17 protein-coding genes are annotated in these 26,501 nt (G+C 59.6%); 9 read left to right on the top strand and 8 right to left on the bottom strand.

Features of this window, described 5'->3' with window-relative positions:
* Positions 1-119: 119 nt before the first annotated feature.
* From BFX80_RS09170 to metH, 7 genes are all read right to left on the bottom strand, one after another.
* On the bottom strand, positions 120-674 hold the full coding sequence (locus BFX80_RS09170) for a DUF934 domain-containing protein (RefSeq protein ID WP_084208669.1): 555 nt from the start codon (positions 672-674) through the stop codon (positions 120-122).
* Positions 667-2,319, bottom strand: a complete 1,653-nt coding sequence (locus BFX80_RS09175) for a nitrite/sulfite reductase (protein ID WP_077376353.1) — start codon at positions 2,317-2,319, stop codon at positions 667-669. The genes BFX80_RS09170 and BFX80_RS09175 overlap by 8 nt, the downstream gene beginning before the upstream one ends.
* 232 nt (positions 2,320-2,551) lie before the next feature.
* The gene (locus BFX80_RS09180) at positions 2,552-5,032 is read right to left on the bottom strand and encodes a putative bifunctional diguanylate cyclase/phosphodiesterase (RefSeq protein WP_084208670.1); all 2,481 of its coding nucleotides are present in this window, start codon (positions 5,030-5,032) and stop codon (positions 2,552-2,554) included.
* On the bottom strand, positions 5,022-6,167 hold the full coding sequence (locus BFX80_RS09185; RefSeq protein ID WP_167593011.1) for an ABC transporter substrate-binding protein: 1,146 nt from the start codon (positions 6,165-6,167) through the stop codon (positions 5,022-5,024). The genes BFX80_RS09180 and BFX80_RS09185 overlap by 11 nt, the downstream gene beginning before the upstream one ends.
* Before the next feature lie 211 nt (positions 6,168-6,378).
* Positions 6,379-7,494, bottom strand: a complete 1,116-nt coding sequence (locus BFX80_RS09190) for an ABC transporter substrate-binding protein (protein WP_167593012.1) — start codon at positions 7,492-7,494, stop codon at positions 6,379-6,381.
* 386 nt (positions 7,495-7,880) lie between these two features.
* Positions 7,881-9,209 carry an MATE family efflux transporter gene (locus BFX80_RS09195; protein WP_084209709.1) on the bottom strand — a complete coding sequence of 443 codons (1,329 nt, stop codon included), beginning with the start codon at positions 9,207-9,209 and terminating at the stop codon, positions 7,881-7,883.
* 321 nt (positions 9,210-9,530) lie between these two features.
* On the bottom strand, positions 9,531-13,259 hold the full coding sequence (metH, locus tag BFX80_RS09200) for a methionine synthase (protein ID WP_084208673.1): 3,729 nt from the start codon (positions 13,257-13,259) through the stop codon (positions 9,531-9,533).
* Positions 13,260-13,619: 360 nt separating this feature from the next.
* Here metH and nfuA point away from each other — a divergent pair, with 360 nt between their 5' ends.
* From nfuA to BFX80_RS09230, 6 genes are all read left to right on the top strand, one after another.
* Positions 13,620-14,210: a Fe-S biogenesis protein NfuA gene (nfuA, locus tag BFX80_RS09205; RefSeq protein ID WP_077376371.1), complete on the top strand. Its 591-nt coding sequence runs from the start codon at positions 13,620-13,622 to the stop codon at positions 14,208-14,210.
* A 247-nt stretch (positions 14,211-14,457) separates the two neighbouring features.
* Complete coding sequence (locus BFX80_RS09210) at positions 14,458-16,263, top strand: diguanylate cyclase domain-containing protein (protein ID WP_084208674.1); 1,806 nt, start codon at positions 14,458-14,460, stop codon at positions 16,261-16,263.
* Between the two features lie 405 nt (positions 16,264-16,668).
* A complete protein-coding gene (gene ectA, locus BFX80_RS09215) occupies positions 16,669-17,226 on the top strand; it encodes a diaminobutyrate acetyltransferase (RefSeq protein WP_077376377.1) in 558 nt (185 codons plus the stop codon).
* Between the two features lie 259 nt (positions 17,227-17,485).
* Positions 17,486-18,748, top strand: coding sequence for a diaminobutyrate--2-oxoglutarate transaminase (gene ectB, locus BFX80_RS09220; protein WP_065392487.1), 1,263 nt, complete (start codon positions 17,486-17,488; stop codon positions 18,746-18,748).
* Between the two features lie 232 nt (positions 18,749-18,980).
* A complete protein-coding gene (locus BFX80_RS09225) occupies positions 18,981-19,373 on the top strand; it encodes an ectoine synthase (RefSeq protein ID WP_065392486.1) in 393 nt (130 codons plus the stop codon).
* Between the two features lie 232 nt (positions 19,374-19,605).
* Complete coding sequence (locus BFX80_RS09230; protein WP_167593013.1) at positions 19,606-21,495, top strand: EAL domain-containing protein; 1,890 nt, start codon at positions 19,606-19,608, stop codon at positions 21,493-21,495.
* Here the strand turns inward: BFX80_RS09230 and BFX80_RS09235 are convergent.
* A complete protein-coding gene (locus tag BFX80_RS09235; RefSeq protein ID WP_084208676.1) occupies positions 21,492-22,058 on the bottom strand; it encodes a DUF3833 domain-containing protein in 567 nt (188 codons plus the stop codon). The two genes, BFX80_RS09230 and BFX80_RS09235, sit on opposite strands and share 4 nt — an antisense overlap.
* Positions 22,059-23,032: 974 nt before the next feature.
* Between BFX80_RS09235 and BFX80_RS09240 the strand changes: the two genes are divergently transcribed.
* From BFX80_RS09240 to BFX80_RS09250, 3 genes are all read left to right on the top strand, one after another.
* Positions 23,033-23,767, top strand: coding sequence for an ATP-dependent zinc protease family protein (locus BFX80_RS09240; protein ID WP_240499518.1), 735 nt, complete (start codon positions 23,033-23,035; stop codon positions 23,765-23,767).
* A gap of 99 nt (positions 23,768-23,866) precedes the next feature.
* Complete coding sequence (locus BFX80_RS09245; protein ID WP_077376389.1) at positions 23,867-25,429, top strand: inactive transglutaminase family protein; 1,563 nt, start codon at positions 23,867-23,869, stop codon at positions 25,427-25,429.
* 1 nt (position 25,430) lies between these two features.
* Entirely contained in the window at positions 25,431-26,447 is a 1,017-nt protein-coding gene (locus BFX80_RS09250; RefSeq protein ID WP_240499519.1) for an alpha-L-glutamate ligase-like protein, read from the top strand.
* Positions 26,448-26,501 lie beyond the last annotated feature (54 nt).

Genomic DNA, 26,501 nt, shown 5'->3' on the forward strand with positions numbered 1-26,501 from the left:
CCATGATATAGGCCGATACCACGACAAGGTCTGCAACGAAAGAGGTGACCAGAAACGAAAAGGCCCCGTGAACTGGTGACATCCAGCTCACGGGGCCTTTCATTGGCTAGTCGTCAGGGTTACCAGCGACGAGAGAACAGCGGACTCGTCTGATCGATACCTGTCTGGTAACTCACGCTGAAGATGGACAGCGCGTACAAGGCATCTTCCACATACTGGTCCGAGCGCAGCTGGAAGGCGTCGATGCCACAGCGGCTCATGTAATGCAGCTGATCGACCAGCACATCGCCAATGGCGCGAATTTCGCCCTGGAAGCCATACCGCTCTCGCATCAGGCGGGCGAGGGTATAGCCACGCCCATCATTGAAGTTGGGGAAATCGACTGCCAGCAGCGGTGCAGTGGCAAGTGCTTCTCCCAGCTCCGGTGTCAGCTCGGTATCGCTGGCAAGCCAGGGGCCAAGCTGGTCAGACCCTTCACCTGCGTCAACCAGCGCCTGCCAGTGTGCCAGAGGCAGCAGGGCAGGTTGCTGGTAGCTTGGCAGGTTACCGTCTTCATCAAGGCGCACGACCTGCCAGGCGTCCTCGGGGACCAGCTGGTTCTGACGGATGACTCCGCCTTGACGCTGATCAGTCAATTCACGTGCTGACGTCATTTCCGCTGTCACCTCAGGCATAGACCCGCTCCTTGAACGGCTTCATGCCGATGCGGTGGTAAGTATCGACGAAGACCTCATCTTCCAGTCGCTGCTCGACATATACCTGCAACACCTTGTCGATGACGTTCGGCATGTCCTCGGCATTGAACGACGGGCCGAGAATCTTGCCGATGGTCGCGTTGTCATCACTGCGGCCGCCAAGCGAGACCTGATAGAACTCCTGGCCTTTCTTGTCGACACCGAGAATGCCGATGTTGCCGACGTGGTGGTGGCCGCAGGCGTTCATGCAACCGGAGATGTTCAGATCCAGCGGGCCGAGGTCATACAGGAAATCGAGGTCTTCAAAGCGATCCTGCAGTGCCTGGGCGATCGGGATCGACTTGGCATTGGCCAGTGAGCAGAAGTCACCGCCAGGGCAGCAGATCATGTCGGCCAGGGTGCCAACGGTCGGATTGGCCATGCCCAGCGCGTCCAGCGCCTTCCAGAGATTCTCGAGCTGATCGACCGGCACATCTGACAGCACCAGGTTCTGCTCGTGCGTCACACGCAGTTCACCGAAACCGTACTCTTCCGCGAGGTCGGCCACGGCGTCCATCTGATCAGCGGTGACATCGCCCGGCGCGAGTTCACGGCGCTTGAGCGACAAGGTGACGGCCTTGTAACCCGGGACCTTGTGGCCGACGACATTGTTGGTCACGAAACGGGCAAAGGCCCGATTCTCGCTACGCAGTGTCTCGTAGGCCGCAATCGCGTCCTCGCCGACGGCACGACGCGCCGGTTCCGGGAAGTACTCGGTCGCCTTGGCAACCGCCGAGTCTGTCAGTGTCTCGGGGCCATCCTTCAAGTGTGCCCATTCTTCCTCGACACGACGGCGGAACTCCTCGATGCCCAATGCCTTGACCAGGATCTTGATGCGCGCCTTGTACTTGTTGTCACGACGGCCCCACTGGTTGTAGACGCGGACGATGGCGTCAAGATAGGTCAGCAGGTGCTGCCAATCGAGATCTTCCCGCACGACATCGCCGACCATCGGGGTACGACCGAGGCCGCCACCTGCCAGCACGGTCGCCTTGACGCGACCATCCTCGCCACGTGTCAGGCGCAGGCCGATATCGTGGACCTGGATCGCGGCACGGTCCGCGCTGGCGCCGGTGACGGCAATCTTGAACTTGCGCGGCAGATAGGCGAACTCCGGGTGCAGGGTGGACCACTGACGAATCAGCTCACACCAGGGACGCGGATCCACCGTCTCGTCTTGCGCGATACCGGCGAACTGATCCGTGGTGGTATTGCGGATGCAGTTGCCGCTGGTCTGGATCGCATGCATCTCGACCTGGGCCAGCTCGGCGAGGATCGCCGGGACATCTTCAAGCTTCGGCCAGTTGAGCTGCAGATTCTGACGCGTGGTGAAGTGACCATAGGCACGGTCATAGCGACGGCTGATGGCAGCCAGTGAGCGCAACTGTGCAGCGCTCAGCATGCCGTAGGGAATGGCGATACGCAGCATCGGTGCGTGACGCTGAATGTAGAGGCCGTTCTGCAGGCGCAGGGGACGAAATTCTTCCTCACCCAGGCGGCCGGCCAGATAGCGGTCCATCTGGTCCTTGAACTGAGCTACCCGCTCGTCGACCAGGGTCTGGTCGTAAGTGTCATACCGATACATGTCAGGGGTGTCCTGCGGTCGGGCATCAGGTGGGCGACCACTGATGCGAGTCTTGTTGATGCTGCGGTCACCTTACTCCCTATCTTTTATTCTTTAAAAGAATAAATAATCATACTTTTCGATGATAGGGTTATGAAGAAGATGCCATGAGTGTGCCTACGGCAAGAACGAAAGAAAAGGCCAGAGGCTGCAATATGCGCGTCTGGCCCTGAATGACATCATGTTGCTGCCGTCAATCCTCGTCACGGCCCGTGCCTATCTGGCGGTCGCGGTTCTGATCGTCGGGTGTCGCCGCCCGAAGAAGACACATGCGGGTTTCACTTGACGAAGAGTACCGGGCATTGAAGGCCTGCAGGGGCATCGGACGCGCGAAGTGATACCCCTGGAAGGCGCGCACTCCCATGGCCCTGAAGATCTCTGCCTGACCCCGTGCCTCGATTCCCTCCACGACGACCTGCATGCCAAGCGAATGCCCCATGTCGACGATGATGCGTGCAAGCTCCCTGTCTCGCCGGCTTGTCTGTACGTTCATCACGAACGAGCGGTCGATCTTCAAGGTGCCGAAGGGCAGGTTGTGAAGATAGGAAAGGCATGAAAAGCCAGTACCGAAGTCATCCAATGACAGATTCACGCCCAGCTTACGAATCGCCTCCAGCTGAAAGCGCAGGCTGTCCTCATTGTCGAGCATCAGATTTTCGGTCACTTCGATGATCAGCTGCCGAGGACGTATCGGATGGCGTTCGATCAATGATTCGAGCTTGTGCAGCAGGCCCTGATCCCTGAACTGCATGACAGAGGCATTGACGGACAGGTAACGAGTCTCGATACCTTGCTTTTGCCATTCACTCAAGATGACGGCCGCTTCTTCCAGTACCCAGTTTCCGATATCGATGATCTGCCCCGTCTTCTCCGCTGCCGCAATGAATTCATTGGGCGCAATCAAGCCAAGGTCTGGGTGATGGATACGCACCAGTGCCTCCGCCCCCAGCAATGATGGTGCATCGAGATCAGGACTTTGCGCCTGGAAGATGGGCTGCAGGTAAAGGCAGAGCCAACCTCTGGTCAGGGCCTCGCGAATCAGACGCTCCTTGAGGAACAATGGCTCACCGTCCTCCAGAGCGCTGTCGCGTACACAGAGTCGGTACTGGTTGCCTCCCTTGTGCTTGATATCCATGACAGTGCGCTCGAGCAGGCGCATCAGACGACTGGGCGTCTCATCATCCTGGCGAACTTCAAGCCCTGCCTTGCTCAGGCTGAGATTGATGGGCTCCCCCGCCTTGAGAAGCGGCGTCGAGAAGGCCAGTTCAATCCGACGCGCCAGGGCGCGCAATTCGCTTGTGTCACAGGTCATGACGAATTCATCTCCGCCGGAGCGACCCATCCAGGCTGGAGTGCAACTCTTCAGACGTTCTCCTGCTTCCTTGAGCAGGATGTCGCCGTCGACAGGGCCGAGGTGGTGATTGATGCTGTGAAAACGATCGATGTTGACCAGCAGCAGTCCGAAGGGAGCCCCGCCATTGATGAGTGTCTGAAGGTGTGAGTTCAGGGCCAGACGATTCGGCAGCTGTGTCAGCGGGTCGATCAGCTCATGCTCCAGCAATCGCTTCTGGGTCCGCTTCAATTCGGTAACGTCCGACAACAGCATCATGGTGCCGCGTTCGCTGTCATTGGTGGCCGACGGGATGACCACCTGTACCTGCCGGTCCTCTTCGTAGAGGCATTTGAGGGTCATCACCTGGTTCTCGCACGCGTCCCCCTTGCGAAGCGCCGAGCTGATGCGATCGATACAATGAGTATTCTGGCCGATGATCAAGGTATCGAAGGGCGATCCCACCAGTTGCTCTCGCTTCCACCCCGTTACCTCGAGCATCCTCTGGCTGACATCCAGCACCGTACCGTGAGCATCAATCACCAGGAGCAGTGCAGGGGTGTCGCGATAGAAATGCTGATAGCGCTCTTCGTTGTCACGCAGCGCCTCCATCATGATGAAGATGCGCTCGCCCAGGCTATTCAGCTGTGCAATGACCTTGTTGATCTCTCTTGAGCGCGTGAGCGGGATCCTGCGAAATGCCGTCTGCGGATTCTCCAGCTGACGCATGCTGGCGATCGCCCGGTTGAGAGGGTTCATCACGTAGCGTTTCAATTGCCAGGAAACGATCAGCAGAACGCAGATGATGATCGAGAGTGCGATAACGAACAGCAGCGCTCCTCCCTGGTATTGCTTGGCAAGCAAGGGAGCATTGGTGCTTTCCATCTCCAGTCGCCCCACGACCTGCGTCACGAGAGAATTGCGATAGACCAGCTCCTGGGAATGTATCATCGGGTCCAGGGCGTCGCCCGGCTTGGTGATCTCCTCGACGAGAGTGCCCTCATGGTTGTAGTAGCGCACTGCATGCACGCTGGGGTGACTGCTCAGCGTTTCCAGATAGGCGTGAATGACATCGTCATCGAAGTTCCAGATCGCACTTGGCAGGGACAATACCGTGATGTTCATCATCTCTTGATGATCTTCGTGCATGTGCTCGATGGTTTCACTTGAATACAGTGAATAACCCACGACGCCGCTGACTGCACAGATCAACAGGATGAGGGGCGCCAGCACGCGCAATATCCGCCAGCGCAGGGGCGAGGCATCGTGGCCCTCATGACCCTCATGACCCTCATGCGCCTCTGTCGTGTCGTGAGGCCTGTCCTGTGTCTCGTCATTGCGCATGGCGGCGTGCTCCCTGATGGGCGGCCGTCAGTGCATTCGGTGCTGCAACGCTGGACGATGAAGTGGCATGAGCGGGCATCGGAAGGAAGGGAGAGGCATCAGGGGGAAGTGTCGCGACCTCATTGATCAGATGATCCATCGGTTGCAGGGCAAGCACTTCCAGAGGAATCCTGTCCAGAAAGGCCTCCGGGTCCCCAGCCAGCGCGATCCCCATGGTGTAATAGCGAGTGCCGATATCACGTGCCTGGAGGCTTCCTTGTTGTACCGCGGCGAGCAGGACCAGTGACCAGGCGGTCGCCAGGGCGCCTCCGCCAGCACTGACCTCCATCTCTCCTGAGCGCAGGTGATCGATTCCGGCACGGGTCCATCCCATGCCAGCCACGACGACATCCTTGCCCGGGCGAAGCCCATTGTGCTTGAGGGCATCAATGGCCGCGATGCCCATCAGGTCATTGGCCGCCCATATCATGCGAAGGGGGCGGGCGTCTGTTTGATGTCTCAAGTAGCTTTCGACCTTTCGGTAGGCATCCTCATAACTCCAGTTGGCCTGAAATATCCGATCCAGGGACAGATGGGGGGCTCTGAGAAGCGCGTCCTGTACACCGCGCACCCGGAGTCGTGTCGCCTCGTCATGCAGCCCTCCGACAAGAGCGATGCCTCGACCATCCGACTTGCCATGCAAGACGTCATGGCGATTGATGAGTGCCACCATGCTGTCGTGCCCCCCTTGCTGATGATCAGGCGAAACACTGCCCAGCCAGTAGGGATATCGGCCAAGTGGCTTGCCCAACGCTCTGGCCTGGCGGGGGGTCAGGCTATTGACGATGATGATCATGGGCACGCGCACGGCATGGCTGATCTCGATCAATGGAACCGCCAGTCCATGGTTGTTGGTGGTGATCAATAGATCCGGAGGGCTCTCTCGGTTCAATACCTGCTTTCCCAGTCGAATGAATTCGTCGGTGTTGCGTCTGGCACTGAAGACTTCCAGATGCATCCCCAGGGATTCAGCGGTCGTCGAGGCAGCGATGATCGCCTGGGCCCAGAACGTTTCCGTGGAATATCCGGGGTTCAGAAACACGACCTGCTTGATGGGACGCAAGCTCTCGGCCTGAGTCATCGTTGAGATGGACATCAATGCCAACAGGGCAAGGGCACGGCACATCCTCGAACATCGTGAAGCCAGTGAAGGTCGCGTCAATCTCATGATGACTCCATTATCGCGTGTGACAGGCTGTCAGGAAGCAAGTCGATCCCCGCGGCTGGCGAGCTGAAGGGGAGAGGGCTGCCTGGCGACGGGTGATCTGACGTGTTCCTCTCCCGGGGCCACACCATGATCTGCTCGATCAGTCCTGTCGTTCGAGTGGCGCAGGCGAGACTTTCATCTGCTCCAACACTGCCATCGGATCAAACGCGTAGTCGTCTTCCATTGTCTGCAATCTGAAGCGCGTGAAGTCCACCGTTTCCCAGTCCGGCTGGATCAGCAACGGGCCGTAGATATCGACATTTCCCTGATGGATGGGGCTCATCGGGAAGTGCACGGTTCTGGGGGCCCAGTGGGTGTCATCAGCGTGGTCTCTCAACATCACCATCGCCCAGGCTCCCGCCATGAAATGCCCGCCATCTGACATCACCATGCGCTTGTCCATCACCATGGCGATGCCCTCGGGCGACCAGTTGAGACCCGCGATCAGCACATCCTTGCCCGGCTGCATGCCACTGGCTTCAACCGCTCGGACGGCACCTTCCGCCATGGCGTCGTTTGCCGCCCAGATGAGGGTATTGTGCAATCCCGAGCGTTCGGCCCATTGGAGATAGTGATGCGTGAGCCGCTCAGCATCCGGAAGGTTCCAGCGTGCCTCGAGAATGCGCGTCATCTTGACGACATCATGCTCAGCAAAGCCATTCAACATCCCGGCATTGCGAGCGATGGAGGCTGGCGTTCTGGTATCGCCGATCAAGGCGAGCCCGTGGCGCGTTTCACCGGGCGGATAGATACGCGCTGCGTCAATCAATTCGCTGGCCATCCTTCTCCCGGCGCCATGGTTGTCGGGAATGACGCTGGCGATCCAGGAGGGGTGGACACTGCCCGGGACGCCATGAGTTGTCTGCTCCTCCGGGGTCAAGCCGTTCAACAGCATCACGATATGTGATGAGCCGCCATCTGCCAGAGGCAGGAGGTCGGAAGCGGCCTGCTCCTCATTGACCAGCACGAGATAGTCCGGGGATGTTGCACGCGCCAGGGCCGCGCTTGCCAATCGTTTCATGAGGATGGGATTTCGCTCGGCATATACGACTTCCAGCGAGACATTCAGGTCTCGAGCTGCTGCCTGCATCGTCGCCGTGACCATGTTCCAGAATCGTTCCCCAGGCAGCCCCGGATTGACGAAGACGGCGGTCAGATTTCGCCCGGGCGCGAGGGACGCCGCCGTGGGGGGCATCTCGTCGGCCACCCTGGTCATGTTCGAGTGACTGCTGGTCGAGGCAACATCAAGGACTGGTGGGAGGGGGGCCGAAGCAGCGGCAATCGGGGGCTGAATGCCATGACGCAAACGACGGGAATCCATCGCCGCGCACTCTTGATCCAACCTCCTGACTTTGACGTGATCGACATGTCGGCACCCGATGACAAGGATTTACAGTATGACCAACATACTCCAGACCACAGCATGTCATACGCCTCAACAACCGTGCGCTATCACCCGATTTCAACGCTTCGGTCCTCCAGACCGATTCAGGGGCGATGCCAGATGAAAGGGAATCCACGTGGCGGTGATGCCCCCGTGGCGATCTCGAGGTCGACAGGACAAGGCCACCACGGCCCTTTGATGAAGAAAGAGGGCGAGGCTCAGAGCCGCAGCAACTGCCACTCTCTGCGTTGCCAGATGGCACTGAAGACAAGAGAGTTGAAGATTCGATACCCGAGCTGAGTGCACCAGATGGCCAGCAATCCACCCTCCAGATGCACCCCGAACCACCAGGCAAGCGGGAGGAAGAGCAGCCATTGGATGGCCAGGGTGGCGGTCATGACCGTGCGATTGGCACCAGCCCCGAGCAACGCCTGAGCCAGCACGATGGCCGCGCAGTCCATGATGATCATCACGGCGGTCAGCTGTAACGGGAGCTTGCCCAGCGCGATCAACTCCGGGCGATGCAGGAAGAGGCCCAGCACGCTTTCCGGTGCCGCCCAGAGCGGCAATCCCAGCAGCATGAGGCAAGGCAGGGCGATGCGCACCGTATCCCATCCCCAACGATGGGCATCTTCATGGTGATCGCGCCCCAACGCCTGACCCACCAGACTCATGGCCGCCAGCCCCAGACCGACTCCTGGCAGAATGAGCAGCAGGGAGAGATTGACCAGCACATGACCCACCGCCACGCTGGCCGCGTCGATCCTACCCAGAATCCAGAACAACACGGCATAGCCCGCCGCAAACCACAGCTGTTGGAAGGAATGGGGCACCGCCAGCTTGAGCAGCGTCAGGTAGTGTCTCAGTGGCGGCCAGGCATGCAGTACGCCATGTTGTCTGCGCTCTCCCAGGGTCGCCTGCACCCACAGGCCCAATGCCACGAAGAGGGACAGTGTCGTACCGGCACCTGCACCATCGGCCCCCATCCTGGGGGCGCCATAGAGTCCATGGATCAAGATGATGCTCAACACCACATTGATTAGCTGGGTGATCAACATGATACGCAGATAGATACCGGTGCGCTGAAGTCCATTCCAGAATCCGCGGAAGCAGAATGCCATGGCGACGGGCACGATGCCGGCGACGCGCCATTGGAAGTAAGAGGTGGCCGTTGCGTGGACCTCAGGCTGGTCATTGATCAGACGAAGCAAGGTGTCTGCCCAGTGATGGCAGGCCAACATCACGGGAATGCCCACCGACAATGCCAATATCAGTCCGGCATTCAGCCCTTCGCCGCAACGTTCGGGGGCAGATTCTCCCAGCCGTCGAGAGGTCTGGGCCTGCACGGCGGATGACAGCCCGAAGATCAAGGCCGTGACCATGAACATGGCATAGCCCCCGACCCCGACTCCGGCCAGCGCCGTCTCACCAAGCTGTCCTACCAGGGCGGCATCGATCAGATTGAGAAGGCTCTGCGAGAGCATGCCACCGATGATGGGCAGTGCCAGCTTCAGAATTCTCAGGCTGCGTTGGCGTTCAGGCAACATCACGCACGCCCCATCGCCGGTGAATACCGCCGCCGGCAATCACCAGAGTCACCTTCAGACGATGCCCCCGCGCAGGGCAGGACAGACGGGATGGATGCGCAGAACAGGGACACAGACGGCTCGCAGGTCAGAGGGCAGGGAAGGACAAAGGAGGCCATTATAGCGTGAGGTGTCACAGGCAGCATCCGATGCATGACGCTGACCGAGACTCTGCTGAGTCAACCAGCCCCACGCAAAAGGGCACCTGCGCTGGCAGGTGCCCTTTGCATGATCATGCGAGATATGCTTGCCGGCTGTCGGCAAATCTTCGTACGACCTGATCTAGCTGGCGTTGTCCGGATCGTAGCTCAGTACCGGTGACAACCAGCGCTCCATTTCGGCGAGTGGCATGCGCTTGCGCTCCGCCAATGACAGCACCTGGTCCCGGGTGATCTTGCCGGTGGAGAAGTACTTCGACTCAGGATGGGCGAAGTACCAGCCGGAAACGGCGGCGGCAGGCCACATGGCGAAGCTCTCGGTCAGCACCATGCCGGCATGCGTCTCCGGTTCGAGCATGCGGAACAGCGTGGCCTTCTCGGTGTGGTCCGGACAGGCCGGGTAGCCGGGCGCCGGGCGTATGCCCCGATACCGCTCGGCGATCAGTGCCTCGTTGTCGAGCACTTCTTCGGCGTCATATCCCCAGAACTCCTTGCGGACACGTTCGTGCAGGCGCTCGGCAAAGGCTTCGGCGAGACGATCCGCCAACGCCTTGACCATGATGGCGTTGTAGTCATCGCCAGCCTCCTCGTACTGTCTGGCCAATTCATCCGCCCCATGCCCGGTGGTGACGGCGAAGCCACCGATCCAGTCCGGCTTGCCACTGTCTCGGGGAGCGATGAAATCGGCGAGGCTGTGACAGACGCCGTCGCGGTTCTTGGTCATCTGCTGACGGATGTGGTGGAGATGCTCGATGACCTGAGTACGCGACTCATCGGCATAGACCTCCAGGGTATCGTCGTCGACACAGTTGGCTGGCCAGAAACCGATGACCCCACGTGCGGTCAGCACCTTCTCATCGATCAACTTGCGCAGCATTTCTCTGGCATCGGCGAACAGGGCACGCGCGGCGTCTCCGACCACCTCATCCTGCAGGATCTTCGGATACTTGCCTGACAGCTGCCAGCTCATGAAGAAGGGCGTCCAGTCGATACGCTCGACCAGTTCGTTGAGATCATACCCATCGAAGACCTTGAGGCCCGTGAAACTTGGCGCCGGCGGCGTGTAATTCTCCCAGTCAGGCTGGAAGCGGCGCTTGCGCGCCTGGGCATAGTCAAGGTCCGCAGCCTTCGGGCGTCGTTTGGCATTGCGTTCACGCACCACGGCATACTCGCTGCGCACCTGATCGACGAAGTCGGGCTTGAGCTCGGGTGACAGCAGACGAGACGCCACGCCCACGGCGCGCGACGCATCGGTGACATAGATGACCGGATGCTCGTACTGTGGCTCGATCTTGACCGCCGTGTGCGCCTTGGAGGTGGTGGCGCCCCCGATCAGCAACGGCAACTGCATGCCCCGACGCTGCATTTCCCTGGCGACGCTGACCATCTCGTCCAGTGATGGCGTGATCAGGCCCGAAAGCCCGATGATATCGGCCTTCTCGTCGATGGCGGTCTGCAGGATCTTTTCGGCGGGTACCATCACGCCAAGATCGATCACCTCATAGTTGTTGCACTGAAGCACCACGCCGACGATGTTCTTGCCGATGTCGTGGACATCGCCCTTGACGGTGGCCATGACGATCTTGCCCTTGGCCTGGGTGTCTCCGGACTTTTCTGCCTCGATGAAGGGGATCAGGTGGGCAACCGCCTGTTTCATGACCCGTGCGGACTTCACCACCTGGGGCAGGAACATCTTGCCGGCACCGAACAGGTCACCGACGACATTCATGCCATCCATCAAGGGGCCTTCAATGACCTCGATGGGGCGCGCCGCCTGGACCCGCGCCTCTTCGGTATCTTCCTCGATATGCGTGGTGATGCCCTTGACCAGCGCGTGCTCGATACGCTTGTTGATTGGCCAGCTGCGCCACTCGAGATCTTCCTTCTTCTCGCCAGTACTGCCATCACCCTTGTACTTGTCGGCAATGTCGAGCAGACGCTCGGTACTGTCATCACGACGATTGAGCACCACATCCTCGACGGCCTCACGCAACTCATCGGGTAGATCATCGTAGAGCGCCAACTGGCCGGCGTTGACGATGCCCATGCTCAAACCCGCCTGGATGGCGTGATAGAGGAATACCGAGTGGATCGCTTCACGCACCGGGTTGTTGCCGCGAAACGAGAAGGACACGTTGGAGACACCACCGGAGATCATCGCATGCGGCAAGTTGGCATGGATCCAGCGCGTGGCCTCGATGAAATCGACACCGTAGTTATTGTGCTCCTCGATGCCGGTGGCGATGGCGAAGATGTTGGGGTCAAAGATGATGTCCTCGGCCGGGAAGCCGATATCTTCGACCAGCAATCGGTAGGCGCGCTCGCAGATCTCGATCTTGCGCTCATAGGTGTCGGCCTGTCCGACATCATCGAATGCCATGACCACCACGGCCGCGCCATGGCGTCGACAGATCTGCGCCTGGTGACGGAAGCTTTCCTCGCCTTCCTTGAGCGAGATGGAATTGACCACCGCCTTGCCCTGGATGCACTTGAGCCCCGCCTCGATGATGTCCCACTTGGAGGAGTCGACCATGATCGGCACCCGCGAGATATCCGGCTCCGAGGCGATCAGGTTCAGAAAGCGCACCATGGCCTCCTGTGACTCCAGCATGCCTTCATCCATGTTGACGTCGATGACCTGCGCGCCGCTCTCGACCTGCTCGAGGGCGACTTCCAGCGCGGTGGTGTAATCCTCTTCCTTGATCAGGCGACGGAAGCGCGCGGAGCCGGTGACGTTGGTACGCTCACCGACATTGACGAACAACGAGTCCGGCTGGATGTTGAAGGGCTCAAGCCCCGACAGGCGGCAAGCTCTGGCGATCTCGGGCACCTTGCGGGGCGCGCATTGATCCACCACACCCTTGATCGCGCGGATATGTTCCGGCGTGGAGCCACAGCAGCCACCGATGATGTTGAGCAGACCCTCCGAGGCGAAGGTTCGGATGATCTCGGCCATCTCGTCCGGGGTCTGGTCGTACTCGCCGAATTCATTGGGCAGGCCCGCGTTGGGATGCGCAGACACGAAGGTATCGGCCTTCTCGGACAGCTCACGCAGATAGGGGCGCAGCTCCTCGGCGCCGAGAGCACAGTTGAGGCCGATGCTCAGCGGGCGAGCGTGGCGTACCGAGTTCCAGAAGGCTTCGGTGGTCTGGCCGGACAGCGTGCGTCCCGAGGCATCGGTGATGGTACCGGAGATCATCACCGGCAGGCGCGGGTGACCCTCGTCGAACAGCTCCTCCAGGGCGTAGATCGCCGCCTTGGCATTGAGCGTGTCGAAGATGGTCTCGATCAGGATCAGGTCCGCGCCGCCCTCGAAGAGCGCCAGCGCAGCTTCGCGATAGTTGTCGCGCAGGATATCGAAGGTGACGTTGCGCTTGGCGGGGTCGTTAACGTCGGGGGAGATGGAGCAGGTGCGGCTGGTCGGGCCGAGCACCCCGGCGACGAAGCGCGGGATGCCGGTCTCGGCGGCCACGTCATCGGCTGCCTTGCGCGCCAGTCGCGCCGATTCGAGATTGATCTCGTACACCAACGCCTGCATGCCGTAATCGGACTGCGACAACTGGGTCGCATTGAAGGTGTTGGTCTCGACGATATCGGCGCCGGCCTCGAAATAGGCGCGGTGGATCGCTTCGACGATATCCGGGCGTGTCAGGGCCAGCAGGTCGTTGTTGCCCTTGATGTCACTGGGCCAGTCGGCGAAGCGTTCACCGCGGAAGTCTTCCTCTTCCAGCCCATAGCTCTGCAACATGGTGCCCATGCCACCATCGAGGATCAGGATACGCTCCTGCAGCGCCTGTCTCAGCGCGTCAGACAGGGGCAGGGAATAGGGAACAGGGGGGTGGGCTTGCGCCATGACGGACTCCAGCGTACGTGACTTGTCGCGTTGTTTCCCGGACGTGTGACTCTGTTTGCCAAGCAAGGACTTTGCCAGGCAAGCCACACGCCACAGGCGCGAACTCATTGCTATTGGGAAGCTCTGGTGAAGGAGCCGCTCGCGGCATCCTCGCCTTGCCAGATGTGGCTATCGTATCAGACCTCAGAATCGTCACGATGAGCATGATTCATGCGCAACATGAGTGCTTTAGGAAAGCCCACCCGGGAGTGGCCGCGCCCATGGCGCCAAACCCGAGTGATTTGCTCAGGATTGCGAGTGCAGCAGGATTTCCTTAACATGGAGCCATTAGTCACCTGACATCAAGAGAGTCTCTGCGCCATGAGTGAGAGCATCCAGATTACCGATAGCGCCCAGGAGTATCTTGCCGAGCTGCTCGAGAAGCAGAACGTGGAAGGCATCGGCGTGCGCATCTTCATCACCCAGCCGGGCACTCCGTATGCCGAGACGTGTCTTGCCTACTGCCGCCCGGGAGAAGAAGAGCCGACGGACGAGATTCTGGATCTTCCGAAGCTGAAGGTCTATCTCGACACCCACAGCGTTCCGTTCCTGGAAGAGGCGACGGTCGACTTCAATGCGGATCGCATGGGCGGCCAGCTCACCATCAAGGCACCGAATGCCAAGATGCCCAAGGTCAATGCAGACAGCCCGCTGGAAGATCGCATCAATTACATCCTCTACAGCGAGATCAATCCGGGCCTGGCGGCACACGGTGGTGAGATCAAGCTGATGCAGCTGACCGACGACCAGGTTGCCGTGCTTCAGTTCGGCGGCGGGTGCCAAGGGTGCTCGGCCGTTGACCTGACGCTCAAGGATGGCGTGGAGAAGACGCTTCTGGAACGCATCCCCGAGCTCGCCGGCATTCGTGACGTGACCGATCACACCGATACGACCAATGCCTATTACAACTGATTCATTGACGTGATGCCTCAAGGCGCCTGTCGATGGCCTGCGACGTCCCGTCCAGCTTGATCAGATGAAGATCCTCCATCGCGTTGCGGTGGGGGATCTTTTCATTGGGAAGCTGGTACCGGGAGCAACCCCGCGTAATACATCCGAGTATTAGGATTTCTGGTATTGTGAAGATGAATGCTGCAGATGGCGCCTACGTTGACGCCTTGCCCGATGACCGTATCCACCAGTGAAGAGACCGCCATACATGACCCTGGCCAACATGCGCTTTCGTACCATCAACATCATCATCTGCGGACTCTCCGCACTGGCAGGGCTGGTGTTGCTGGTCGTGTTGGCTTTCATCACCCGCAACGTGTCAGAACTGGAAACGGACTGGCACGAATATCAGCAGGCACGTTCCGACAAGCCACGCCTGGAGAGCCAGCTTACCAAGTCGATGGGCTTCGGCGGGATGATCCACGACTTCAAGAATCTGGTGTTGCGACATGATGAGGCGTTGATTCCCGAGATCCAGAATGAAATCGGCGCAGCCCGCAGCGCCTTGTTCCGCTACCAGAGTCTGGGGATCAGTCAACAGGAAGAAGTGGCCCTCCATGGGCTGAACGAGACGCTGGACCGTTACGACGCCATGGTACTGAAGGTTCGTCAGCTGATGGCCACTGATGAGTCGGTTCGCGAGATCGACCGACAGGTCGTCGTGGATGACTATCTGGCCGTGTCCGGGCTGGACACCCTGCGCAGCGTCGCCATACGTGAATCCCGTGACAATGCCAATCCGCTGGAAGATGGCATGGGCAAGGCGCGCCTGGTCGCCAACCTGCGTCGGGACATGGGGTACGGCGAGATGATCCACCACTTCAAGAACTATGTTCTGCGCGGGGACGCCATCTATGGACAGCAAGCCGCCCAGGACATCCAGTCGCTGCGTGAGACGCTTGCGGCCTACCGCGAGATGGGCATGAACGTGGCAGAGCAGCGTGCGATCCGCGATATCGCCAGTGTCATTCAGGCTTACAGCGAGCGCCTGCTGACGATCAGTCATCTACATGATGAGCAGCCCGGCATGTCAGCCAGTGAGCTTGACGCCCGCGTCAAGGTCGACGACGCCCCAGCGATCGAGGGCCTTGCGGTCCTGGATCATCAAAGCGATCAACGCGTCGCCGCCACTTCGGCGGCGGTCGGCAAGACGCTCAAGCTGCTGGCGACGCTGGCCCCTATCGTCAATGGCCTGGCGCTGATCATGATCGCCGTGCTGATCGGGCTTTCCATGTGGCTGTTCGCTCGCTATGTGCTCAAGCCGATTCGCCGCCTCACGCAGACGATGAACACTCTGGCCAATGATGATGTCAGCGTGGTGATCGACAGTACTCAGCACACCAATGAAGTCGGCCAGATGGCGCGTGCGTTGCAGAAGTTCAAGTACAACATCATCGAGAGCAACAACTACAAGAAACGCATCACTCAGCTGGCAATGCATGATTCCCTGACAGGCCTGCCCAATCGTCAGCATTTCTATGAGAGAAGCGAGCAGTGGCTGGCTGATGTCAATGAAGAGGGCGGTCAGATGGCCTGTCTGATGCTGGACATCGACAAGTTCAAGCCCATCAATGACACTTATGGTCACGCGGCTGGTGACGTCGCTCTCAAGGTGATCGCGGAAAGGCTCAACCAGGTGGTGCGCAAGGACGACTTCGTCGCACGTCTGGGCGGCGATGAATTCGTGGTACTGGTCCACAATGCCGATATCCAGGCAAATCTGGGGCGCCATGGTGAACTTGCCCAGCTGGCACAGCGCATCATCGATTCATTGGGCAAGCCTTTCCTCTATGAAGACCACAAGCTGGAAGTGGGGTGCAGCATCGGTATCGCGATCGCGCCGCAACACGGCAATCAACGTGAAGCGCTGACTCACAATGCCGATATGGCGCTATATGCTGCCAAGAATGAAGGCCGCAACTGCGCCATCCAGTTCAGTCGCCACGATGAACTCGGGCAGATCGTGGCGTCCTCCTCCAGGCGAGCCGCTTCCTCGACGGCCGTGAAACGCTGACCTGCCGCTCGGGCACACGTGCGAAGGGGATCTGCTGACATCGTCAGAGACCGCATGTGACGTCTTCACGATGCCTGCCGCGACGGCATCTCTTCATCCCCTTTCTTCTCCATATGGCGCCTGCGGGCGCCATATGTCGTTCTGCTGTCAGTGACGCTTACTGCACTCAGGCACGGCTGGCGATAGGGGATGGAGGATAGGGGCATGGCATGACTGGCGTCTGCGCGGTGGGCGGAGGCGTGGCGATTGCCCCGTGGAGCGGCTCATGCGATGGGGTGATAAACGATAATTTCCCGTTATGTATGAGCGCTTCGCAAATAAACTATGGTTTGCAAGACTCATAACGGTTTGTTATGGTTTATAGCGAATTCGCCAACTGCGAAATAATCTATGAAAACCATGACAATGACTTCCACGATTCAGGGCCTTGCCCACCACACCCATGATGCCGTGATCAACCGCGCCACGACGCCGCTGTTCATCCGTCAGCCGACCACTGATGACGGCTGGGGCATCTATGAGCTGGTCAAGGCATGCCCGCCGCTGGACCTCAATTCAGGGTATTCGTACGTTCTGCTGGCAACCCAGTTCCGTGACAGCTGCGCCGTGGCGACGGATGAAGAGGGTGAGGTGGTCGGCTTCGTCTCGGGCTACACCCGCAATGATGCCCCGCAGACCTTCTTCCTGTGGCAGATCGCCGTCGGTGAGAAAGCCCGCGGGACTGGCCTGGCACGTCGTCTGATCGAAGCCGTGATGAAGCGCCCGGAGATGGCCCATGTGCGCCACCTCGAAACCACCATCACACCTGACAACGAAGCGTCCTGGGCACTCTTCACGCGTCTGTCCGAGCGCTGGCAGGTCCCCCTGCATTCGCGTGAGTATTTCTCCTCGGATCAGTTGGGCGGCGTGCACCTCGCGGAGAACCTGGTACGTATCGGTCCGTTCCTGCCGAGCGATATCTGAGCCAGCCATGGTATCTCAAGACGCCATGGAGAAGTCTCGGGTGAGGCGGCGTCACGATTCTCGTGTCGGACCTCGAGGAGAATCACGTCTCACCCGCTGGATGTTCATGACAGGAAAGTCGTGACATCACTTGTCGACCCCCAAGTCATCATGTGCAAGCGGGTCAGTGTCATTCGTTGAATCGTCTTTACATTCTGGTATGGCCGCCAGCGCTTTCATCGCGCCGAGCATGGCCATCCATCACCAGGGAGGTGACAGCATGAATACGCAGATACTCGAACAGATGGAATCCGAGGTACGCACTTATTCTCGTTCTTTCCCGACCGTCTTCACCAAGGCGCAGAATGCCCACCTGTTCACCGAGGATGGCAAGCGCTACATCGATTTCCTGGCCGGCGCGGGCGTGCTCAACTACGGGCACAACCACCCGGTGCTCAAGAAGGCATTGATCGATTACATCAGCAGCGATGGCATCATCCACGGTCTCGACATGTGGACTTCCGCCAAGCGCGACTTCCTGGAAGCTCTGGAAGAAGTGATCCTCAAGCCGCGTGGTCTGGACTACAAGGTCCACTTCCCGGGGCCGACCGGTACCAATGCCGTCGAAGCCGCCATCCGTCTGGCGCGCAAGGTCTCGGGCCGTCATAACATCGTGTCGTTCACCAACGGCTTCCATGGCGTCACCATGGGTGCTCTGGCCACGACAGGCAACGCCAAGTTCCGTGATGCAGCGGGTCTGCCAGCCCAGGGCGCACAGTTCGTGCCCTATGATGGTTACATGGGCGAGGGTGTCGACACTGTCGCGTATCTCGACAAGCTGCTGAAGGACTCCTCCAGTGGTCTTGACCGCCCGGCAGCCGTACTGGTCGAGACCGTACAAGGCGAGGGTGGCATCAACCCGGCCTCCATCGAATGGCTGCAGCGTCTGGATGCCCTGTGCAAGGAGCACAAGATCCTGCTGATCATCGACGATATCCAGGCGGGTTGTGGTCGTACCGGCAAGTTCTTCAGTTTCGAGCATGCCGACATCGTTCCGGACATCGTCTGCAACTCCAAGTCACTGTCGGCCTCTGGCGTGCCGTTCGCGATGGTGATGATGCGTCCGGAGCTGGATGAGTGGAAGCCGAGTCAGTACAACGGCACCTTCCGTGGCCATGCACTGGCCTTCGTGACCGGCGCCGCCGCACTGCGCCACTTCTGGAGCGACAACAAGTTCGAGCGCGACATCCAGCGCAAGGGCCGTATCGTCGAGGAGCGCTTCCAGAAGATTGCCGCCAAGGCGCGTGAAAACGGCTTCGCGGCGCACGAGAAAGGTCGTGGCTTGATGCGCGGTATCGATGTGGCGTCAGGTGAACTGGCAGATGCCATCACCTCACGTTGTTTCGAGCAGGGCCTGATCATCGAGACCAGCGGTCACTCCGGGCAGGTCGTCAAATGCCTGTGTCCGCTGACCATCCGTGATGAAGACCTGCTGGAAGCCCTCGACATCATCGAGGAAAATGCGGCAGCCGTCCTGCGCTGAGTCTCTGCGGTATCGGGCGCTGGTCACGTGATCGGCGTCCGTTCTTCCCTGTCCCGCCATGGCGCGGGTCATCTCATGCGATTCCTGGCCCTTGTCACCTGTCACCGAAGAAGGCGCTCATCGTTCTGCGCCGTGGCTCTTTCGTGTTCAAGCGCCATTGCCTTCATGTCACTGCGGGAATCGCCATCTGTCAGCTGTCGAGTCATGACAGCGCCCAAATGAGGAGAAGTTGATGATCGTTCGCAATCTCGAGGAAGCCCGCAAGACGGATCGTCTGGTCAAGGCCGAGAACGGCAACTGGGACAGCACTCGTCTGCTGCTCGACGAAGATGGTGGCAAGTGCTCCTTCCATATCACCCGTATCTTCGAAGGTACCGAGACCCATATCCACTACAAGCACCACTATGAAGTCGTGTATTGCATGGAAGGTGAGGGCGAGGTGGAGACACTGGCGGATGGCAAGGTCTGGCCGATCAAGCCGGGTGACGTCTATATCCTCAATGAACATGACGACCACCTGCTGCGTGCTACCAAGACCATGCATCTGGCATGTGTCTTCACGCCGGGTCTGACCGGCAAGGAAGTCCACCGTGAAGATGGCTCCTACGCACCTGCCGAAGCCTGAATCCGCGTCACGAACCGCGAGATCCATGGCCTGACCACACGAAGCCCCCGCAGCCAAGCTGCGGGGGCTTCGTGGTATGTGGGAGCAGGGCAGCAGGGCGCGCGGCTCCATATTGCATCACGAATATTCGAAAGTTTACCGTTTAATTGACCAGAGGCGCTAAGTCTCCCTTCGCGATGCAGGCAACGATAAGCTGAATGGTGTCCGTGTCACTCAGATGAGATCCTCGCCAATGGCCATCCCCCCACACAACGCGTCTGTTAGCCCACCCGCCATTGCGGCAGGTGGGCGTCCCGGGTTCATGCCAGCAGCCCCTCATCCTCGCGAACAGGAGCGAATCGATAGCCTGCACGCGCTTCACGTACTGGATAGTGAGCATGAAAAGCGTTATGACGACCTGACGCGCCTGGTCGCGGATATCTTCGATGTCCCCATCTGTCTCGTGTCACTGGTGGACGAGAATCGCCAATGGTTCAAGGCCCACTGCGGTATCGATGCACGTGAAACGGGGCGTGACCTGGCCTTCTGCGCCCACGCTCTCCATGAAGAGCGCTACCTCGTCGTTAACGACGCGAGCAAGGATGAACGCTTTCATGACAATCCCCTGGTCACCGGCCCGCCATATCTCCGATTCTATGCCGGCGCCTTGCTGCGAGACAGTTCAGGATTGCCATTGGGCACCTTGTGCCTCATCGATCACACACCACGTGAGCTGAGTGCGCCTCAACTCGAAAGGCTGGGACGCTGTGCCATGCTGGTCGAAAACGAGCTGATCCAGCGCGACAGCCTCCTGACGGAACGAACGCGTGCCACGCTTCAGGCCAGCATTGACCCCATTACCGGCTACAGCACACGACGACGTTATCTTCAGACATTTGCCCATTGGATGGAAAACCGAGGGAGTGAAAGCTACCAGGCCATCATGCTCAAGGTATCGGAGGCAGAACACTGGCGTCACCATCAGGGCGAGGTCTTCCTCCAGGAGGTGATGCAGTCACTGTCCAGCCAGATCAATGAAAGCTTCGATGATGAAGACGTCATCAAGGGTCGTCTGTGCAGCGATACCTTGATCATCCTGCTGCCTCAGCGGCAGTCTGTCAGCGGCATGCGTTGGCAACGTTTCATCACTCAGCCCTGGCTGATGCATCTTTCCAGTGCTCTGAGGCCCAAACTCCTGGTCGCAACGGCCACCTTCACGCCCGAGGGGGCCACGGCCCATGAGCTTGTCGAACTTCTCGAGGAGGAACTTGCCAGTGCGGCGCATTGGGCACCGTGTCAGCAGAATCTTCAGGTCGCCGATCTCAGCAGCAATGTCACCCTTGCCATCGCATTGGGTGATCGCTTCGCCCGGGCCTTGCGAGACAATGAGCTCAGCCTGCATGCGCAGCCGATCCTGGATGTCCGGACGAGAAAGGTGTGCGGCATGGAGATGCTGCTGCGTTGGCAGGTTCAAGGGCGCTGGGTCACCGCGAACCAGATGTTGCGCATGGCTGAGCGCGCAGGCATTGGCGAAGAACTGGATACCTGGGTGTTGCGCCAGACGTGCGCCATGGTCAGTCGTTGGCAGTCGCAGCGCTCCACGGAGTCTCTCGGAGTGCCGGTATCACTGAATCTCTCGGCGAAGCGCCTGATTGACAGTGAATACGCCGAGACATTGAGACGCATCCTGCGACTTTACCGCCTCAAGGGGGAGCATCTGCGCCTGGATCTCACGGGCTGCGAACGCTTCGCGGAGACACCAGAGGCACTGATTGCGGCAATGACCTCGTTGACCCGTGACGGAGTCTCCTTCTGCATTGATCGGTTTGGCCGGGAAAATGCCAATCTGCGTCTGTTGAGCCGGATGCCGGCGGTAGCCGTCAAGCTGCACCCACGCTTCATGGTACCTCAGCAGCATGAGCCGGATCAGACACGTTTGATCAAGGCATGGACCTGTGCGATGAAAACGCTGGGACTGGTGCCCATCGCGGTAGGTAGCAAGCGAGTTCAGCAGCTATCGGAGCTTGAGTCTCTCGGGTTCGATCAGGTTCAGAGCGATGCCTTCGGGCAACCTGCGCTCCCGGAAGATAGCTATGCCCAGTGGCTTGCCGAGACACATTCGCCCTTGAACAAGCGCCTCTAGCGGCCGCTCTCACAGGGACAGCGCTGAAAGGCGAGGGTGATGGTGGCAAGCTCGATGCCCAGTTTGCGCATCGAGGTGCGATTCAACACGCGTCCGTCTGGCTGCAGATACATCCAGTCATCCATGTTGAACTCCCAGACACTGCCATCGATGGGAACCTGCAGGACATATTGCATGCGAAAGGCATGGCCATTGCTGGCTGCCGTGGCTTCTCCGGTCACGTCAGCTGCCGTGCCGCGCCACTGACGGTCACCCGTCGGGACGAAGGTCCATTGTCGATGCTGCGTCTCGCCATCGCTGTAGCGAAAGTTCTCGTCGAGGGTCAATCGTCCATCCTGCCTGGTGCCCTGTAGGTCCACTACGAAGCGTCGAGTCACTTCACCGGAGCGATCCTGAACCATTCCCCAGCCTCGTGTGTGCCCGAGGAAGTACTCGTCGATTCTGAACTCGGGTCCGGAACCGGCATAGGTATCGATTGAGGGGCTGCTGCAAGCCATCAACAGACTTGCCGAGGAGGCCAGCAGGGTGATCAGACCGAGGGGACGCAAGCGGGAGCGAATCATCGACATTCTCGACAAGGAAACTTGTACTGATACTATGCAGTGATTCTACAAATAGCAATTTGGATGTGTCTCGACGCTTGCAGTGGATCGTCAAAGCGGGCGTGATGTCGAATTCTCATAGGCTCGTATAATATATATTATGTTAAATCTAGTATTCGAGAAGCCCAGACTCACGTCTCACTGGACCCGTCTTGATGATCATGCTGCCTGTCATGTGTTCGCTGTGCATGACCGATCCCCGCCATGCTGAACCACAACTCGAGGGCCTGATGTCCTGAAAAGTTCATCAGCATGTCTGCCTGTCGTCAGCTGACGTCAGTGATTGGTCTTCTCCTGCCCATGTGTCACGACCAGCCCGTTGAGAACAGACTTCGCCACTGAGGTCTCCAGTGCTCCCGCCGATCATTCGACGACTTGTGACACCCACCACAAGGTGCACTCACGATGCGAGAAATGTGCAAGTCCATGAAATAAGTGCCAAAGTATGGTAGCCGGAGACGTCAACTCGGCTGGGACAGGCACGTCCCCAACGAGCGACGTTCTTGCCTGTCGAGCGATGGAATCGACGGCAAGAGGCGTCATGAGCGCTTCGCATCACGCTGGATTGAATGATTGTCCGTGAATGGCAACGCATTGACGGAAGCCGTTCCCGGGCGCACCAGCCGTGGGTGGCGAATCATGGACAGCGACTATCCGGCCTACGTATCATCGCCCTTTGCCACACCTTCAGCGATCGCTGCGAAGAGGACGGAAGGTGGCCGGGCTCCCTCCCATCATCCACTCGTGCAAGTACGGTGCGAGATGGATGAACAAGAATCATGCAAGGCGAACTCGTGAAGACGAGATCGTCAGCAAGGCTGAACAGGAACCCTCTTTATCATGCTGATCCGCAAGCTGCTGCTGCCCGTGTCATTGTCCAGCGTCATCGTCATGGCAGGTTGTGTTCCGGCGCAACCTCAGCCCCCAAGCCGGTCTTGACCCCGGAGGCCTTCTCGCAACGCATCGATGCCCTGGAGAGCCAGATCGCCGGGCAATGCGACGTCCAGCAACAACAGCTTGTCGAGCAGCGCGAACTGAACCGCTCATTGCGCCGCGACATGCGGGAAGTCGGCAGCCAACTACGCCGCATGCATGCCGAAATGGAACAGCCGGCAGCTCCGCAGGTGGTTCAGGCCTGCAAGACCGCCTCTGAAAACCCGATCATGGACAAGACGCTGCTCGGACGTGTCGAGTGGGTCGGCTTTCCGGACATCGGCAGCTATTTCAAGGCGCGCATCGATACCGGCGCGAACACGTCCTCATTGTCGGCGCGTGACATCACCGAGTTCGAACGTGATGGCGACAAGTGGGTCAAGTTCAAGCTGGCGCTTCGCGAGGATGCCAAATACTTCGTTCCCGAGGTGCGCGACAAGTGGGTAGAAGCCAAGGTCAGCCGTACCGTGACCATCGTGCAGGCGTCAGGCCGGGAAGACCGTCCTGTGGTCAGCATGTTGATGACGCTTGGCGACATCAAGCAGCGTGTCGAATTCACCCTGAATGACCGTCGTGATCTGACGTACCCGGTGCTGTTGGGCCGTCGTTTCATGATGGATATCGCAGCCGTCGATGTCAGCCGCACCTTCATCAATCCGCGTCCGGAATTCCCGGGCAGCGCTCCCAGCACCGCCGCTGCCAAGGATCAGGACCCGAATGAAGGAAATCGCGACTGACCCTCGCCCTCACCTGACGTTCACGGATCTCGAACATCTCCACTGACAGGGTCTGGCCGGGTGCCAGACCCTGTGACTGCATAATACTCAAGGACTCCCATGTCGCGTTTCTCCTTTTACCTGCTGGTCGGCCTGCTGATGCTGATTGGCGTGGGCCTGACCGCCTACCGCCATATTTCCTTCGATGTGCCCTGGGTGCCGGGTGCACAACAGAAAGTCTGGGATATCGAGGCCCAGGTCGCCTTCACGGCAACGGGCGGTCCGGTCAAGGCATCGTTGGCGCTTCCGGAAAATCAGAAAGGCTATAGCGTCCTGACCGAGAACACGGCCTCCTCCGGCTTCGGGTTGTCGTACCTCGATGATCTGCCGGGCCGTCGTGCTGAATGGTCGATCCGTGAGGCCGCTGGCTCCCAGCTGCTGTATTACACCGTGACCATGCTGGAGTCCGACAACGCGACGCCTGCTGCCATCAAGCGCCTGCCGGCGCCTCAGGAAGTGTCATGGGAGCGTCCCTATGATACGGCTGCCGCTCAGGTGATCGAGCAGGCGCGCACCCGCAGCGCCGACTCCTTCACCTTCGCCCGTGAACTGATCAAGCAGTTCGACAATCAGCGTCAGGGTGAGAACGCGCGTCTGCTGCTGACCCAGTTCCAGCGTCCGGTGCTGATGCTGCGTCTGCTCAATGAAGCGGGCGTGAGCGCACGCCTGGTCAGTGGCTTGAGCCTGGAAGACGGACGCCGTCGCCAGAACGTGAGCTCCTGGCTGCAGGTCTTCGCCGAGACACCTGACAGCAATCAGGCTGTCGAGATCGACTCCCCTGAGGGTGAGAAGCTCAACACTGACTGGGTGCTGATCAACCCCGAGACCGGCAAGCAAGGTGAGCCTGACAACCTGCTGCTGTGGGAAGGCCGCGGTGCCCCGATGCTGGAAGTGGAAGGTGGCGTCAATTCCCGTGTCAGCTTCTCGATGATTCGCCACAACGAACCGGCCGCCGTCGCGGTTCGCAACAAGCTGGCCAATGACGAGCTGCTCAACTTCTCGATCCACTCACTGCCGCTGGAAGAGCAGGCCCTGTTCAAGACCATTCTGCTGATCCCGATCGGCGCACTGGTCGTCGTGCTGCTGCGAGTGCTCGTGGGCCTGAAGACTTCCGGTACCTTCATGCCGGTGTTGATCGCCCTCGCCTTCATCCAGACCAGCCTGATCACGGGCTTGATCGGTTTCCTGCTCATCGTCGCCACCGGGCTCGTGATTCGCAGCTACCTTTCGCGGCTCAACCTGTTGCTTGTCGCCAGGGTCTCGGTGGTGATCATCACGGTGATCGCGATCATCTCGATCTTCTCGGTACTCGCCTATCGCTTCGGCCTCAATGCCGGCCTGACCATCACCTTCTTCCCGATGATCATCCTGTCCTGGACCGTCGAGCGCATGTCGATCCTCTGGGAAGAGGAAGGCCCCAAGGAAGTCCTCAAGCAAGGTGGCGGTAGCCTTCTGACCGCCGTGCTGGCCTATCTGGCGATGAACAATCCGTGGGTGCGCCACCTGACCTTCAACTTCCTGGGTCTGCAGCTGGTGCTGATGGCCTTCATCCTGCTGCTGGGCAATTACACCGGCTATCGTCTGCTGGAATTGCGTCGCTTCAAGCCGCTGACGGAGGATTGAGATGCTCGCGTCATGGATGAATCGCTGGTCGCGCAACTGGACCACACCGGGCGCCCTGCGTGCCCGGGGGGTTGTCGGCATGAATCGCCGCAACATCGGCTATATCTCGAAGTACAACGACCGCCGCCTCTACCCGCTGGTGGATGACAAGCTGCAGACCAAGCTGCTGTGTCAGAAGTACGGTCTGGCCTCGCCGGAGATGATCGGCAAGGTCGCCAGCCAGTTCGAGGTCGAGCGGGTCGTCGACATGGTGCGCGATCACGCAGGTTTCGTGATCAAGCCGGCCAAGGGCTCTGGCGGCAAGGGGATCCTCGTCATCGAGCACCATGATGGCGAAGAGTATGTGAAGCCCAGCGGCGCGCGCATCACGCGTGCCGACATGGAGCGCCACGTCTCCAACATCCTGTCAGGACTTTATTCGCTGGGCGGCTCACCGGATGTGGCGCTGGTCGAAGGCTTGATTTCCTTCGATCAGGCCTTCGCCGAGTTCACCTATGAAGGCGTTCCCGACATTCGGGTCATCGTCTTCAAGGGCTATCCCGTGATGGCGATGATGCGCCTGTCGACGGCGGCCTCGGATGGCAAGGCCAACCTCCACCAGGGGGCAGTCGGTGTCGGGCTGGATATCGGGTCAGGCTGGGCCGTGCGCGGCGTGCAGTATGATCGCCCGCAGTTCGCCCACCCCGATACGGGACATGACATCTTCTCGCTCAAGGTACCCCAGTGGGACACCCTGCTCGAACTGGCCTCGGGGTGTTACGAGATGACGGGGCTGGGCTATCTGGGCACGGACATGGTGCTTGACCGGCGCCATGGCCCGATGCTGCTCGAGCTCAATGCCCGACCGGGCCTCGCCATCCAGATGGCCAATGGTGAAGGACTGCGCAAGCGTCTCGAGCTGATCGAGCGTCAACCCGATGGCGTGCCTGTCGCGGAACGGGTAGCCTTCGCCCGCAAGCACTTCGCACGCAGCAAGGAAGACGTGGCCAACGTCGGAATGGCCCCCATTCCTGAATGATGGCGTGACCGCAGAGAACAACGCCCCGTGACACGCGAGTGTCACGGGGCGTTT

The sequence above is a fragment of the Cobetia marina genome, assembly GCF_001720485.1.
Taxonomy (GTDB): Bacteria; Pseudomonadota; Gammaproteobacteria; order Pseudomonadales; family Halomonadaceae; genus Cobetia; species Cobetia marina.

Coding starts and splice junctions, on each gene's coding strand:
- BFX80_RS09250 (WP_240499519.1), top strand. CDS start 25,431: ATGCTCGCGTCATGGATGAATCGCTGGTCGCGCAACTGGACCACACCG.
- BFX80_RS09175 (WP_077376353.1), bottom strand. CDS start 2,319: ATGTATCGGTATGACACTTACGACCAGACCCTGGTCGACGAGCGGGTA.
- ectB (WP_065392487.1), top strand. CDS start 17,486: ATGAATACGCAGATACTCGAACAGATGGAATCCGAGGTACGCACTTAT.
- nfuA (WP_077376371.1), top strand. CDS start 13,620: ATGAGTGAGAGCATCCAGATTACCGATAGCGCCCAGGAGTATCTTGCC.
- BFX80_RS09190 (WP_167593012.1), bottom strand. CDS start 7,494: ATGACCAGGGTGGCCGACGAGATGCCCCCCACGGCGGCGTCCCTCGCG.
- BFX80_RS09185 (WP_167593011.1), bottom strand. CDS start 6,167: ATGTCCATCTCAACGATGACTCAGGCCGAGAGCTTGCGTCCCATCAAG.
- BFX80_RS09245 (WP_077376389.1), top strand. CDS start 23,867: ATGTCGCGTTTCTCCTTTTACCTGCTGGTCGGCCTGCTGATGCTGATT.
- BFX80_RS09195 (WP_084209709.1), bottom strand. CDS start 9,209: ATGTTGCCTGAACGCCAACGCAGCCTGAGAATTCTGAAGCTGGCACTG.
- metH (WP_084208673.1), bottom strand. CDS start 13,259: ATGGCGCAAGCCCACCCCCCTGTTCCCTATTCCCTGCCCCTGTCTGAC.
- BFX80_RS09235 (WP_084208676.1), bottom strand. CDS start 22,058: ATGATTCGCTCCCGCTTGCGTCCCCTCGGTCTGATCACCCTGCTGGCC.
- BFX80_RS09230 (WP_167593013.1), top strand. CDS start 19,606: ATGGCCATCCCCCCACACAACGCGTCTGTTAGCCCACCCGCCATTGCG.
- BFX80_RS09170 (WP_084208669.1), bottom strand. CDS start 674: ATGCCTGAGGTGACAGCGGAAATGACGTCAGCACGTGAATTGACTGAT.
- ectA (WP_077376377.1), top strand. CDS start 16,669: ATGACTTCCACGATTCAGGGCCTTGCCCACCACACCCATGATGCCGTG.
- BFX80_RS09225 (WP_065392486.1), top strand. CDS start 18,981: ATGATCGTTCGCAATCTCGAGGAAGCCCGCAAGACGGATCGTCTGGTC.
- BFX80_RS09180 (WP_084208670.1), bottom strand. CDS start 5,032: ATGCGCAATGACGAGACACAGGACAGGCCTCACGACACGACAGAGGCG.
- BFX80_RS09210 (WP_084208674.1), top strand. CDS start 14,458: ATGACCCTGGCCAACATGCGCTTTCGTACCATCAACATCATCATCTGC.